Genomic DNA, 15,143 nt, shown 5'->3' with positions numbered 1-15,143 from the left:
TTGACTCCTTAATGATACATGAAGCCAACTTCTAATCCTCTACTCTTACCAGGGTTTATTTTGCTTTAACTCTTTAAAAACATCGGCAATTCCTACCTCAAGATTGATAGAAGCTTGCCACCCCAATTCTTTTAGTTTCGATACATCCATTAACTTTCGTGGGGTACCGTCGGGTTTAGTATTATCGAATTGAAGGCTACCCCTAAAGCCTACGATATAAGCAATAAGTGTTGCCAGGTCTGCAATGCTAATATCTAAACCTGTTCCAATATTCCACATTGCAAGTTCATGGGGAGGCATATCTATTATATTTACTCGTTGCATCAGAAAAAAACATGCAGCAGCCATATCATCAACATGCAAAAAATCGCGGAGAGGCTTGCCACTACCCCAAATAACAACTTCATCCGCTCTGTGCTCTATTGCAGTCATAAATTTTCTCAATAAAGCCGGCAGAACATGCGATTTTTCTATATCATAGTTATCATTGGGACCATACAAATTTGTAGGCATTGCCGAAATAAAATTGCAGCCATACTGCCTTCTGTAAGCATCACACAACTCAATACCAGCAATCTTGGCAATTGCATATGGCTGATTAGTTGGTTCAAGGTAGCCCGATAACAAATAGTTTTCCTTTAAAGGCTGTAACGCCAGCTTTGGATATATACAGGAAGATCCCAAAAACAATAATTTCTCCACCTCATGCCTATATGAGGCATGAATAACATTGGCTTCAATCATCAGGTTTTCATATATAAAATCTGCCCTATATGTATTATTCGCCTGTATACCTCCTACTTTCGCAGCAGCAAGAAATACGTATTCTGGTTTTTCAGTCGCAAAAAAGTCATTTACAGCGACCTGATTTCGTAAATCCAACTCCACAGAATTGCGCAAAATGAGATTAGAATAACCTTCCAATTCAAGTTTTCGAACAATGGCACTACCTGCCATTCCCCGATGACCAGCTACATATATTCTGGAATTTTTATTCATATATAAACTTCTGAGTTGATCCAAAAATGCTCCTTCTGTAAAACTCTATATCTAGCTCTGTGTAACTCTTCGGTTGATTTATTCAACCTTTTTTAAACCATAGAGTTATACATAGTAAATATATGGAGTAAAACAGAGTATCTTTTTATTCAAATTCATTCCGAATATCGTATCCGTTATTCTTCAAGAATTGTTGTTTCTCAAATAAACGCAAATCATTTTCAACCATTTCTTTTACCATTTCTGTTAATGTGTATTGGGGCTGCCAACCTAGTTTTTGTCTGGCTTTTGTAGCATCACCTATTAACAGGTCAACTTCTGTTGGACGATAGTATTGGGAATCGACACGAACTACAATTTGACCTTGGGTTACGGGTCTTTCCTGAGGTGAGATGACTGATACAACTACTCCGACTTCTTTTTCGGCTGTTCCTTCGAAGGCAATTTGGATCCCTGCTTCTGCGAAGGCCATTTTAATGAAGTCACGGATACGAGTGGTAACACCAGTAGCTATGACGAAGTCTTCGGGTTTATCTTGCTGCAGCATGAGCCACATGGCTTCTACATAATCTTTGGCATGGCCCCAATCTCGCTGGGCATCAAGGTTGCCGATATAGAGGCAGTCTTGCAGGTTTAATGCAATTTTAGCTACCCCACGGGTAATCTTTCTGGTTACAAAGGTTTCACCTCGGGTGGGGGATTCATGATTAAACAGAATACCATTACAAGCGTACATATTATAAGCCTCGCGATAATTTACTGTAATCCAATACCCATATAACTTAGCTACACCATAGGGTGAGCGTGGGTAAAAGGGGGTCGTTTCTTTTTGTGGTACTTCCTGCACCAGACCATACAATTCAGATGTAGAAGCTTGGTATACTTTTGTTTTGTTAATAAGCCCTAATAATCGAACAGCTTCAAGAATGCGGAGGGTTCCCAGACCATCCACATTGCCTGTGTATTCAGGTGTTTCGAAACTTACTTTGACATGGCTCATAGCGCCCAGATTATAAATTTCATCTGGTTGTACTTCCTGAATGATACGTATCAGATTAGAAGCATCTGTTAAATCACCATAATGCAAAAAAAGATGCCTATTAGGGATATGAGGATCTTCATAAAAATGATCTATCCTGCCAGTATTGAATAATGAACTGCGTCGTTTAATACCGTGCACTTCATAACCCTTTTTTAAAAGGAATTCCGCCAGATATGCACCATCCTGTCCTGTTATACCTGTTATCAGCGCCTTCTTCATGACTAATAATTAATGCTGCAATTTAGCGGCTTTATTGAAAAATACCCTGTTTCCTACAATCGCCAATCAACAAATCTCTTTTCTATTATACCCTGCGTATCAAATATTAGAGCTCCTTTATTTTTTAATTCTTCAAAGTCTGCTTTTTTGAACATGTCATGTTTGATAGCTAATAAAACAGCATCCCACTGATGATCATTTGTTTTTTCAACAAACTGAACATCAAGATAATTCAAATGGTCAACCCATGGATCCTGAACAAATACATTCACCCCTGCCTTTTTCAGTGTCTGATAAATATCGATCACTTTTGTATTTCTTGTATCGGAACAGTTTTCCTTAAAACTAAACCCCAAAATCAACACTCTAGCGCCTTTTATGTTACCGTTTTTTTTCTTAGCCAAAGCGGCAATCATTTTCTCCGCCACAAACACCCCCATTTGATCATTAATTTCCCTGCCAGCCGCAATTAACCTGGGCTCATAGCCCACTGCCCTTGCTTTATGCACTAAGTAATGCGGATCAACCCCAATACAATGCCCCCCTACCAGCCCGGGCCTGAAAGGAAGAAAATTCCATTTGGTAGCAGCGGCTTCCAATACATCACCTGTATCAATCCCCATTTTATCGAACATTAACGCCAGTTCATTCATAAAAGAAATATTCACATCACGCTGCGCATTTTCAATGGCTTTGGCAGCTTCTGCTACTTTAATGGAGGGGGCGAGATAGGTGCCGGCAGTAATAACAGCATCATATAATTGCTGGACCCTGATGGCAGTTGCTGCGGTAGAGCCAGATACTATTTTTTTGATGTCTTCAATCTTTCTTGTCTGATCCCCCGGGTTGATACGTTCCGGAGAATAACCCACAAAAAAATCCCGGTTATACTGTAAAGAACTAAACTCTTCCAGAACAGGTACACATTCTTCCTCCGTACAACCCGGATACACGGTTGATTCATAGATAACCAGATCATTTTTCTTCAATACCCTGCCAATCATTGATGATGCATTGATTAAAAAACGCAGGTCCGGTGTTTTATCCGGGTTTAAAGGTGTGGGAACGGTAACGATATAAATAGTACAGTTACTGATGTCAGCCTGCTGATCGGTAAACAACAGTGATGAAACTGAGCTAATGGCTTCTTTTGTCAATTCGTGGGTACGGTCAAAACCCAGCTTTAATTCCTCTACTCTTTGTGAGTCAATATCAAAGCCTGTCACCTGATAATGTCTGGCAAAAGCCACCGCCAGTGGTAGCCCTACATAACCCAATCCGATAATACCCACCTTCTCTTTATTCATAATCGCCAAAGATAACTGATCAAACAGAATCTTGTGAGGGGTTTAAATTGGCTTTGACCTGTTGTCATTGAGATCAAAGGTATTTTAGTAACCCATCTGATTTTGTCTGGTAAATAAACTTGATGAATACTATTGCAAAAGCCAGAAATCCGGCATCGAACATCTGTCATCCCCTTATCTTTACCTCATGAACATCCGCATCGGTTACGGCATAGATTACCACCAGTTAGTAGAAGGGCGCGATCTCTTTATTGGTGGCATAAAAATACCCCACAACAAAGGCGCACTCGGACACAGCGATGCCGACGTACTCCTCCATGCCATCTGCGATGCCCTTCTGGGTGCAGCAGCGCTGGGCGATATCGGCGTTCACTTCCCCGATACGTCTAATGAGTTCAAGGATATTGACAGTAAAATTCTGCTGGCAAAAACAAAAGCACTGATAGAAGCCGAAGGCTATAAAGTCATCAATATAGACTCCACCCTCTGTCTCGAAGCTCCCAAAATAAAACCCTATGTTCCTCAAATGCAGGAAACAATCGCATCTATTCTGGGTATCACGATAAAAGATGTTTCCATCAAAGCAACTACTACTGAAAAAATGGGATTTGTAGGAAGAAAGGAAGGGTTAGTGGCGCACGCTGCTTGTCTCTTAGAAAAAAATAACTAACCGGTTGTTTATTAAAATAGAACACTGATCTATCATGATCCTCAAGATTTATCATGATAGATCATAAAAATCATGATGATCTGCGTTCCATTTAACAACTCAATTACTCCTTAGGCTCAAGGTTAAATACCACACCAAGTCTCAACGTATTCGACAAAGGGTTACGTGTAACACCGCTTCCTGATGGTACTAAATAAGAGAAGTTGATATCCATAAAATCGAGGTGGAAGCCGGCACCAACGCTGAAGTATTTGCGGTTACCCCTGTTTTTGTTTTCATAGAAATAACCACTGCGGAAAAAGAACTGGTTATTGTATCCATATTCCGCGCCTAAGGAGAACTGTAGTGATTTACCAAAACCGGTTCCGTCACCAAAAGATTTCATCCAACTACTTACCACACCTGTTGTTCTGTAGTTAACGAGGTTGGCACTATCTGTAGAGAAATTACCGGTGGCTACCGGCGGTGCAGGTACCAGCAGTTTATTCATATCGAGTGCAAAATTAATCTTGTTGTTTTCATCCAATACTTTGGTATACGATACACCGATACCGAGATTGGCAGGTATATAATCTTTGTTACGGGCATCATTGGTATAACCAATTTTACTGCCAAGGTTCGATAGCACCACACCCCAGCTCAATCCTTCCCCGTCTTCATTCAGGCCGTTATTGTAGAGTGAAACATCACCCGCTACTGCATTACCGGCTTTATATACCACCCCTGTTCCTACATCACCTACCACTAACCTCGAGTTAATATATCGTAAAGCCACCCCGATACTTAATTTTTCATTCAGTTTTCTTGAATAACCCAGATCGAAAGCAAACTCACTCGGACGAACTGAGTTCAATACATTACCAGAGAAATCGGTGAGCTGAATATTTCCCAGACTAAAAAAACGAAGGGTGGAAGAAACCGCCTGTTCATCATCGAGTTTATGATAGGCAGCCATACTGGCGAGGTAAACATCGTTGAGACCAAGGTCTTTTAACCAGGGTGTATAGTTTACTGCAATGGCAGAACGTTTGGGTGCAAACATTACTTTAGAGAGGTTCCAGAAAGGCGCATTGGCTTCGGGAGTAGTAGCAATGGCTACATCGCCCATACCACCGGCCCTGGCGTCGGGTGAAATACGAAGAAAAGGTACTGCGGTAGAAACGATATTAATAGAGTCTTGCGCAAAACCGGTATACGATAATAACAAAACAGCGATGGCTGTCAGGGTTCTTTTTTGCCTTAGAAACATGAAGCAATATATTTTAAAAGGTTTAGAAAAGTCCATGGTTTATAGTCCATAGTCAATGGTTAGGAAAGTGTTTTCTTAACGATAGGCAATAGTCCATAATCAATAAATATTGCCTAACCATGGACTATGGACCATCAACTATGAACTAAAGCGTAGAAATCAAACCATCAGATACATTTAAAGAAGAATAAGTTGCCCGGCGTGAACAGACCGTTGATCGCCGGATTGAATGATTATTTGGTAAATATAAACAGCTTTTTGAATTTTCCTACCCGATTCATCCCTTCCATCCCATTCAACCTGAATATTTCTGGTGCCTGAAGTCTGGTAAGGCCCGGAAAGCCGCTTTATCAGTTTACCATCCGAACTATAAATCAATACCTGCACCCTGAGTTCCTTATCGGGCTGGTTATGTTCAAATGAAAACCTTGTCCTGTCGCGGAAAGGGTTCGGGAAATTCATCACTTTACTGATGGAAAGTCTGTCCTGCCTGTACACCACATAATCCAAACCAACCTGGGTGGAGTTATTTGCGCCATCCCAGGCTTTCAAGAGCAACCTGTGTATACCGGGACCCTGAACGGGTAAGCGGAAACGGATACTACCCGAGCGCCAGCTATTCAGGTCAGACAAATACCAGTCGTTCAACACCCTGATATCCCTTACAAGGTCGTCGATGATGAGTGTGATATCGTGACCTATTCCATTGCCGGATGTATTAATACCGGAGCTGTCTGACAGATAAGCAATCAATAGCGGTGATTCATGGGTAATACCCCCATTGCGGAATAAGGTATCGTTTAAAAAAAGACGGATGGCCGGACCCGTTTTATCTGCCGGAACGCTATTGTTACCCAGGAGTATAAAGCCAGTGTCGGCCCCGGCGGCATCGGTGGTATTATTAAATGCATACAACACCAATCGTCCTCTTCCGGGTTGAAAAGAAACATCTTTAGGCAGGATGATGCGAAAACGAAAACGACCCGTATCTACCGAAAATATCCCTTTAAATAAAATGGCCGACTGCTGCTGAAAGCCCGTTACCTGACTCGATGGGTCATTGCCCAAAGTCTGCACCGTTCTTGCTTTATCATAGAGTACTACAGACATCGTTCCTTTAAAATCAGTAAGCCGGTTACCGGCCTCATCCTGAACATCGCCCTGCAACTCATAACTCATGGAAGCCCGCAGGGTATCGGCCCCTGAAACAGCCATCCCATCGATCCCGGTTATTTTAATTTTTTTCTCCGGGAAAGCCAACTGCATGGCAGGATCGCCCAATAACAGAAATTTTCGGGTATTCAACACTTCACCTGCCTGTGTAACAGATAAGTTTTTAGCCACCCGAACCGCTTCACCCAGACTCAGGTATTTACCTGTTTGCGGGTCGGGTTTCAGGGCCGTAGCAATAAAATATTCATTGATGATGCGGTTGCTGGAAGCAAATACCAGACGACCGGTAGTTAATAAAGCGATGGCCCCGGTGCTGTCGCCTGTTAATACCTGTGCGCCGAGTGCATTTTTGGAAGGATCATCGAAAGGATAGAAATCGCAACTGGCTGTAACAATCAAAGGCAGGCGTGATGCATTCTGAAAACGATTTACTTCATCCACCGTTAACACTGCTTCTTCCGCCAGCCGCACATGATTACCATGACCGCTATAGTTAAATATTAAAGCACCATTGTTAACTCCATTCACCACCGCTTCATTCACAGCAGGGTACCTGTTACCACCACTGCCACCAATAAGCGGAAAAGCATCGAGGTAAATTTTCTGTGTCTGAAAAACAGGATTTACGGTTGCGGCAGCTACTGCTTCCGCATCTTTTAGGTGCAGGTTCAGGTCTCTGTCGTCTGCAAGAAAAATCAGTTTATTTCTCCATTCACCAAAACGGGAAGGATTGTGATAGGAAACGATTTTATCAACCATTCTATTGGCTTCTGCCACCGAGCGAGCCGGTATTCTTCCGATGGCCACATCGATGGTTTGTAATGCATTGCCAAGGTTTATATCATCCTGATCATCGAGCATAGCAAAAAAATCGTCGGAAACAAAACTTGACAATGGATCGAGCGATTGGGCACTTTGATAAGTGGGAATAAAAGAATAATTGTTTTGAATTCGGTTTCTGGGATCATAAGAACCACTACCCATGAGCAATACATATTTTAAACCACTCTTTTTATCGTACAACATTTTTATAAAATCGCGGATGGCCGTAGGGTCAGGATTTCCTCCGGCAAATTCATGGTAAACCTGTTTTATGTTAACCACCTGCACTGTTCGTCTGTAATGCTGTCTGTGAAAATTAGCTAACTGCATCGCAGCATCCATGAATAATGGATGAGTGATGATGAGGTATTCCGGAACCGTTAAACCATGCAGGTTCTGGTTATCAAAGCGCCCCAATGCAACGGGTACTTTTATATGCGCTGGAATAAATGAAATATATTCTCTTAACCTGCTGGCATCATTGTAAAAAACAAAACCGCTGGAAGAAATATTCCGCATTATTACAACCGATGAGGGGTCTGTTATTTCCCAGATGCGCATGCCGGTTAATGAATAAGGAAATTGAAAAGCAGCCACACGGTTTACAGCAACGGATTGCCAGTCGCGAAAACTTAATGGTGCCGGGGTATTTGGTAAAAAACTGCTTCTTCCAAATAATTCCAGTTTATTCAACATACCAATAGCACTTTCAGCAGAAGACTGATAATCGATTTTTATCCGCAGATTTGATTGTCCATTCCATGCAATAGTTTGTTCCTGTTCCTGGTGGGTTGCATATCGGTCGAGAAAAGTACCGGTAATGGAAGGAAAAGACTGTGTTTGTCCGTTGATGCCATTGATCGAAATCTGTACACTAGCTGTTGCGTTTACATTTCGTGATGCAAAAGAACTCCGAACTTTAAGCGGTTCTGTAAGCACAAGTCCGGACCAGTCTAAAAAGAAAGTTCTGTTTTGTCCTCTTATAAAATCATCACCATACCATTCTTTACCTGATGCAATAAGGTTGGTAACATCATTTTCAACCGCATGTCGTTCATCATAGGTGGTAACGGCCACTTGTGCATTAGTATAATTGATTTGTTCAGTTATTCGTTTACCATTGTTACCCAGTGTAATAAAATAAAAAGCGGTATCACTATAAAGGTTTTTCTGGAAGCGAAAACTTTGTCGCAGACTATCTTTTATCCATCTTGATGTTCCTGGTGCATAAAAGAGAAAATAGTCGTTTACATTAAACACCCCATCTCCCCCATCAAATATTTCAATTGCATTTTCAATCAGGTCATCTGTGTAGGGAGCATTGGCATTTTCTCCAAGCATAGCACCTCCATTACCAAACAACTTAATCGAAGCAGAAGGCAGATTGGATCCTAAACCCAGCGAACTAAGAAAAGCTCCGTCAACCTTATAAATGCCTTCAGTTGTAATGGCAATTTTATACCAGTTGCCCGAAGCCAGCACCGAAGTCGGCGCATATTGCCGCTGCGCCTGCCCCGCCAGTGCAAACCCGAGAAAAAAATATAGTACCAGCGTCTTCCGCATGAACATGATGAATGTAGAATAATGAATATTCAATATCGAATATCGAACTTCGGGGCTGGATATTCAAAACAGGTTTAATTTATTCACCGCAATATCCGTGCGCTGGCCTAACAAATCACAACTAAGTCGGGAGAGCAAGCATGAACGTCAACCCTGAGTCCTGAGCTCGTCGAAGGGTGCTATTTTCTTTACTTGTCCGCCTATGGAGGGTGTCTATACAAAAAAGTAAACGGAAAGCTACCCCCGCTGGTAAATCAGCCCTTAAAACAACTCATTGCTGGTCAGGCGACCAACAACGGCGGAGCAAGTCGGTATAAATGGAACACAGATTTTCATGATTATGCTGATTTATCATGACAGATCAGCATAATCATGAAAATCCGCGTTCTATCCAATCTCCACCGTCACCCTCACCAACCATTAAAGCAGGAATTCTCAATACCTAACTCCGAAGTTGCCCAAAAGGGTCTCCAAAGGAGTTCTATGAACCTTTGGACCTTATTCCCCCCCCAGAAACTCACTACTCACTATTGACTACTCACTATTGACTACTCACCATTGACCGTTCACGTCAAGTATTCCCTCTATTTTCTGTCGAATCACCCCTACAAAATCACACAAAACACCCGTTTTACGGTCTTTAACTCCTTAAAAATTAGCCTTTTACTAACAATAGAATCGCGGGCAGCGATTGGGTATTTATGGAAATCTTATATATTCGCATATACTAAATACGGCTATAGCGATAAAACTATACTCCACAAACACGAGAATCTCATGCAAGTATTGAAAACAACACGGAACCTGATCTTGTTGTTGACGTTGACAGGTGCTATGTCGTCCTGTAAGATTTTCAAAAAGAAACCACAGAAATCTGCGGTAACCGGATGGAATTACAACGATAAGAACCAGGGTAATTTTAATGTCGCAAAGCCAAAAGATATTAAAGCGGCTCCCGGTCTTGTATTTGTTCAGGGTGGTACATTCACCATGGGTGCAACACAGGAAGATGTAATGGGCGACTGGAACAATGTGCCACGTCGTATTACCGTAAACTCATTCTTCATCGATAAAACGGAAGTGGCCAATGTTCACTATCGTGAATACCTGTACTGGTTAACCAATGTGTTTGGTGGTGCCGGTATGGATTCGATTGTGGAAGAAGCCAAACCCGATACCCTTGTATGGCGCAGTGAGCTCGCTTATAATGAGCCTTACGTTGAATATTATTTCCGACACCCATCTTATAACTACTACCCTGTGGTGGGTATCAGCTGGAAACAGGCCACCGATTTCTGTATCTGGAGAACAGACCGTGTAAACGAACTGACCCTGATGGGTAAAGGTTATCTTGACGCCAGAAACCAGATTAAAAGAGAATTGAATGGTTCGGGACAAGACAATTTCAATACCAAAGCTTATTTGATGGATGAATACCAGGCTACTCCTGGCAGAACAGCCACATCGAATAAGAATCCATTGAAAGATGCCAATGGCCGTCCGAGAACCAAAGTAACTTTTGAAGATGGTATTTTATTTGGCGATTACCGCCTGCCAACAGAAGCTGAATGGGAATATGCAGCTTATGGATATATTGCCGAGAACCCACAGCGCAAATCGAAAGGTTCGAAGCGTGGTGAGGAACTCATTGCCAACAAACAGATTTATTCCTGGAAAAACAATGGTTACGATAACGTACGTTATACCCAGAAAAGTGCCTACCAGGGTGCTTTCTTAGCCAACTTTAAAAGAGGTGCGGGTGATAATATGGGTGTGGCCGGCGGACTGAACGATAATGCTGCTATTCCTGCAGAAGTAAGTTCATTTATTCCCAACGGATATGGTCTCTATAACATGAGTGGTAACGTAAATGAGTGGGTAGCCGATGTATACCGTCCGCAGAACTCACTCGATGGTGATGATTTCAATCTCTTCCGTGGTAATGAGTTCCGTAAAATAGACCAGACCGGCGGACAGGGTAACCTGCGTGATGATAAAGGACGTATTAAAACCGTACTGGAAGAAGATTCAACTTTACGCAACAGAAGAAACTACCAGCGTTCTTATGCCACCAACTACCTCGATGGCGACTCTTCCAGCTTTGTAAACTATGGTTATGGTGTAACCACCCTGATCTCCGATAAATCGAGGGTATTTAAAGGTGGTAGCTGGAACGACAGGGCTTATTGGTTAAGTCCGGGTGCCCGCCGCTTCCTGGAAGAGAACCTGAGTACCAATACACTTGGTTTCCGCTGTGCCATGAGTCATTATGGTGCTGCAGAGGGTATTTCAAATAAAGCGAAGACGGGTCAGTTCTTCCCACCCAGAAGAAATAAACGATAAGAAGGAAAAGGTAAATATAAAAAGAGCCATCTCTCGGAAGGAGGTGGCTTTTTTGTTGCGCGCTGTTTACAGCGCAACGATGCTGCAAGCCTCAAGCTACAAGTTACAAGCAGGTAGTTTGACTTTAGTACACCCTCCGTGCAACTCTGTGTCTTCCTCTGTGAAACTCCGTGGTTAAACCACAGAGGAAACGGAGTAAAGCAAAGCGTTACACAGAGGTCTTATAAGTATTCAAATTTTCTCCGGACTTTCGGTCTTCTCTCCTTCATTCACCATTCACTCCTTATCTTGCAGTTATGACGATCGAAGCGCTTTATCAATTATATCTCCAGCATCCTTCTATTCAAACCGATACCAGGAAACTAAAAGAAGGCGATATTTTCTTTGCATTGAAAGGACCTAATTTCAACGCGAACCTGTTTGCGGTGAAAGCACTCGAAGCAGGTGCAGCTTATGCTGTTATCGATGAACCAGTGGGCATGAATGATAACAGACTTATTCTTGTGGAAGATGTGCTACAAACATTACAGGCATTAGCTGGTTATCACAGGCAGCAATTCAAGATTCCGTTTATCGCCATTACAGGTAGTAACGGAAAGACCACTACAAAAGAACTTGTGTATACTGTATTAGCATCGCATTTTAAAACATATACCACCCAGGGTAACCTCAATAATCATATTGGTGTACCATTAACCTTATTGAGTATTCCTGCAGATGCTGAAATGGCTGTTATTGAAATGGGTGCTAATCACCAGAAAGAAATTGAAGGATATTGTGTGTATACTGACCCTACACATGGCATCATCACCAATTGCGGTAAAGCACACCTGGAAGGATTTGGGGGGATTGAAGGTGTGCGAAAAGGTAAAGGCGAATTGTATGATTATATAAGGGCACATAACGGAACCATATTCCGGTTTAACGATTACGAATACCTGCATTCAATGAGTAAGGGTATAGAAAAAGTATATGGTTATGGCACCCATAATGGCAACATCACCGGAGAAGTTGCAGCCAGTGAACCCTTTCTCGAAGTGCACATGACCAAAGGCACCTCATTTCAGGAGGTAAGTACACAACTGGTAGGCGCCTATAATTTACCCAATGTTTTATGTGCTATTGCTGTTGGTAAAGCATTTGAAGTACCAGATGAAAAGATAAAAACAGCTATTGAATCATATGCACCATCGAACAGCAGATCGCAGATGGTGGAGAAAGAGGGTAATCATATTATACTCGATGCGTATAATGCCAATCCAACGAGTATGCGGGCCGCGATAGAAAACTTTGCCAGACTTACTGCACAACATAAAGTATTGATGCTGAGTGGCATGATGGAGTTGGGAGAAGAAAGTAAAAATGAACACCAGCAGATGGTTGATTTAATCAACCAGTATCCGTGGCATAAAGTAGTATTGGTTGGTGGCGATTTCGGTAAAGTGAATCATAATTACATCTATTTCTCAAATTCAACCGAAGCTGCAAACTGGTATCAGCAACAAAAATTTTCTACTACTCATTTATTGATCAAGGGATCAAGGAGTATGCAGATGGAGAAGATTATTGCGTAAACGATTAAAACTCCGTTTCCTCTGTGGTTAAACCACAGAGGAAACGGAGTAAGACACAGTCCAAAGGACTCCTATGGAGAGTTACACGGGGGGGCTTGCTATTCTCTTGATTTGTTCTTGTTTCTTGTTTTCCTAGTCTCTTGATCTTCTTGTTCCTTGTTTTCCTTCTCTCTCCCCTGCCCCAGCATTAAATCGTACCTTTGCATTATTAAATCATGTAAAGATGCCGGAGAACAATAAAAAGCGTTGGTACCTGTGGAGTGTGTTTAATAACCGTTGCCCCCGCTGCAGGAAAGGAAGAATATTCAAGAGTCAGGAGCCCTATAAATTCAAGACCAATGTAGATATGCATGAACACTGCCCTGTTTGTGGTCAGCCTACAGAAATTGAAGTTGGTTTTTATTATGGTACGGGGTATGTGAGTTATGCATTGTCTGTCGCTTTTTTGGTATCCACATTTATTGCCTGGAAAGTGCTGATCGGCATGACTTTTTCCATCGATGATAACCGTATTTTTTACTGGATGGGAACTGCTTTCGCCTTATTACTTATTTGTCAGCCCCTGATCATGCGATTATCCCGCACATTATGGTTAAGCTGGTTTGTGAAATATGATCCCGACTGGCAGGAGCACCCAATAGAAAAACCAGAAAGAATTGTACCTGAGCAGATGAAAAATTGGTAAGTCTCCCCCAATCTCTATCTACCATCACCTGATTAGCGTTAAATAGTGACAATCAAGTAATATAATTACATATCGCTACTTGTGACCGTTTGAGTTCCAGCCTCAGAAAAGAAATGCCTATCACCCATAGCAATAATATAAAGTAAGCAAGGGTTTTTGCGCGTTGGCCTAACAAATCCTGACATAGTCGGGAGAGCAATCGGGTTGTCCGCCTATGGTGTATATCAAGACAAAGAAAGTAAACAGAGGTTTAATAACTCTTAGTACAAAACCAAAAAAATTGATCCAAGATACTTGTTGCCTATGCGATCAACAAATGTTCAGAAGAAAGTCAAGCTAAATAAGACTATATATCCTTCGTCGCAAATAATAACCTGCGGTTATTAATGCTCCTCAGGATGACGGGATCGAATGAAATAAAGCAGCGGAGTTGATTGGCTTTGCCAATCAACTCCGCTGCTTCCCCTTCCCATAATACGTCACCCTGAGGAGCATTCCGACTCTCAGTCGGAAATTGCGACGAAGGGTACGCCTCAGCTTCCAACTACGCCCTGTTCGTAGTCAATGAAGGTAATTTTGTAATAAACTTATTACATGTACAAACCTGGCTATGTTTACATTCTCACCAATGCCTCTAAAACGATGTTATATGTAGGTGTTACATCAAACCTGCCACAACGAATATGGCGGCATAAACAGAAAACTTATCACAATAGCTATACCGCTAAATATAATATTCATGAATTGATTTACTATGAATTCTATACCAGTATTGAAGAGGCGATTAAAAGAGAAAAAGAAATTAAAGGGTGGAAACGAAGTAAGAAAAATGCACTTATAAATACAAAAAATCCCAAGTGGGAAACTTTATAATAAGACCTTTTATAGAACATTATTATTTTTCTTCCGAACACCTGTGTCAGGCGATCAACAGCAGCAAAAAAAATGTACCAGAACAGGTATATAACTACAATAAAAACGCCCGGCATCAAAAACCGGGCGTTTTTTATTCATTGATTTTAGGTTACTGTTATCGAACAGCTTTCTTACGCCATGCATTAATCATTGCAGCAGCTGAATCTGATAAGCGCGCTTTTACAGCAATACCTCCGCTCTTGATAAATCCAATAAAATGGCAGCTATCGTTTAAAGCAGCCACATACAATGTTTTGACGATCTCTCCCCTGGAAAAACAAAAAAACTTGGTATCATATTCGCACGCTGCATTATCCATGAAAGCATGGTTAATTTCTTCCCTCGTAAACAGTTGAATCGCTGCGGAATCATTCAATCCAAGTCTTGTATATATTTTCTGGTCCTTAATATCAGGAAAGAAATGCATATCGATACTGTCCACTGTTTTTAGTTCTGGTAAGCGGTGCATATCAATATTTGACAGGAGGGTGTCGCTGGTAGTCGTTGATTTTTTATCAGCCGATGAACCACAGGAGAATAAAAAAAACAGTAAGCCTATTAAAACTAAATACCGCATATTAT

General features: G+C 41.7%; 11 protein-coding genes. 5 read left to right on the top strand and 6 right to left on the bottom strand.

Annotated elements, in window-relative coordinates; translation table 11 throughout:
* Positions 1 to 45: 45 nt before the first annotated feature.
* The 3 genes from KXJ59_RS06855 to KXJ59_RS06845 all read right to left on the bottom strand — a co-directional run bounded on the left by KXJ59_RS06855 (position 46) and on the right by KXJ59_RS06845 (position 3,567).
* On the bottom strand, positions 46 to 999 hold the full coding sequence (locus KXJ59_RS06855) for a GDP-L-fucose synthase (RefSeq protein WP_295202414.1): 954 nt from the start codon (positions 997 to 999) through the stop codon (positions 46 to 48).
* A 145-nt stretch (positions 1,000 to 1,144) separates the two neighbouring features.
* Positions 1,145 to 2,260, bottom strand: a complete 1,116-nt coding sequence (gene gmd, locus KXJ59_RS06850) for a GDP-mannose 4,6-dehydratase (RefSeq protein WP_295202413.1) — start codon at positions 2,258 to 2,260, stop codon at positions 1,145 to 1,147.
* 53 nt (positions 2,261 to 2,313) lie between these two features.
* Positions 2,314 to 3,567: a nucleotide sugar dehydrogenase gene (locus tag KXJ59_RS06845; protein ID WP_295202411.1), complete on the bottom strand. Its 1,254-nt coding sequence runs from the start codon at positions 3,565 to 3,567 to the stop codon at positions 2,314 to 2,316.
* A 187-nt stretch (positions 3,568 to 3,754) separates the two neighbouring features.
* Here KXJ59_RS06845 and ispF point away from each other — a divergent pair, with 187 nt between their 5' ends.
* Entirely contained in the window at positions 3,755 to 4,237 is a 483-nt protein-coding gene (gene ispF / locus KXJ59_RS06840; protein ID WP_295202409.1) for a 2-C-methyl-D-erythritol 2,4-cyclodiphosphate synthase, read from the top strand.
* 103 nt (positions 4,238 to 4,340) lie between these two features.
* On the opposite strand, the gene porV is transcribed toward ispF, so the two are convergent.
* Together porV and porU are read right to left on the bottom strand one after the other, a co-directional pair.
* Positions 4,341 to 5,486, bottom strand: a complete 1,146-nt coding sequence (porV, locus tag KXJ59_RS06835; RefSeq protein WP_295202408.1) for a type IX secretion system outer membrane channel protein PorV — start codon at positions 5,484 to 5,486, stop codon at positions 4,341 to 4,343.
* 177 nt (positions 5,487 to 5,663) lie between these two features.
* Positions 5,664 to 9,044, bottom strand: a complete 3,381-nt coding sequence (gene porU, locus KXJ59_RS06830; RefSeq protein WP_295202407.1) for a type IX secretion system sortase PorU — start codon at positions 9,042 to 9,044, stop codon at positions 5,664 to 5,666.
* A gap of 777 nt (positions 9,045 to 9,821) precedes the next feature.
* On the opposite strand from porU, the gene KXJ59_RS06825 reads away from it, so the two are divergent.
* The 4 genes from KXJ59_RS06825 to KXJ59_RS06810 all read left to right on the top strand — a co-directional run bounded on the left by KXJ59_RS06825 (position 9,822) and on the right by KXJ59_RS06810 (position 14,519).
* Positions 9,822 to 11,387 carry an SUMF1/EgtB/PvdO family nonheme iron enzyme gene (locus KXJ59_RS06825; protein WP_295202406.1) on the top strand — a complete coding sequence of 522 codons (1,566 nt, stop codon included), beginning with the start codon at positions 9,822 to 9,824 and terminating at the stop codon, positions 11,385 to 11,387.
* A gap of 296 nt (positions 11,388 to 11,683) precedes the next feature.
* Complete coding sequence (gene murF, locus KXJ59_RS06820; RefSeq protein WP_295202405.1) at positions 11,684 to 12,961, top strand: UDP-N-acetylmuramoyl-tripeptide--D-alanyl-D-alanine ligase; 1,278 nt, start codon at positions 11,684 to 11,686, stop codon at positions 12,959 to 12,961.
* A gap of 223 nt (positions 12,962 to 13,184) precedes the next feature.
* Positions 13,185 to 13,646 carry a DUF983 domain-containing protein gene (locus KXJ59_RS06815; RefSeq protein ID WP_295202403.1) on the top strand — a complete coding sequence of 154 codons (462 nt, stop codon included), beginning with the start codon at positions 13,185 to 13,187 and terminating at the stop codon, positions 13,644 to 13,646.
* Between the two features lie 594 nt (positions 13,647 to 14,240).
* A complete protein-coding gene (locus KXJ59_RS06810) occupies positions 14,241 to 14,519 on the top strand; it encodes a GIY-YIG nuclease family protein (RefSeq protein ID WP_295202401.1) in 279 nt (92 codons plus the stop codon).
* A 157-nt stretch (positions 14,520 to 14,676) separates the two neighbouring features.
* Here the strand turns inward: KXJ59_RS06810 and KXJ59_RS06805 are convergent, their stop codons facing one another.
* The gene (locus KXJ59_RS06805) at positions 14,677 to 15,138 is read right to left on the bottom strand and encodes a hypothetical protein (RefSeq protein WP_295202399.1); all 462 of its coding nucleotides are present in this window, start codon (positions 15,136 to 15,138) and stop codon (positions 14,677 to 14,679) included.
* Positions 15,139 to 15,143: the final 5 nt, after the last annotated feature.

The organism is Sediminibacterium sp. (assembly GCF_019264485.1).
In the GTDB taxonomy this organism is placed as follows: domain Bacteria; phylum Bacteroidota; class Bacteroidia; order Chitinophagales; family Chitinophagaceae; genus Sediminibacterium.
The sequence above is the reverse complement of the archived record's forward strand: the minus strand, read 5'-3'. Positions and strand labels throughout refer to the sequence as shown.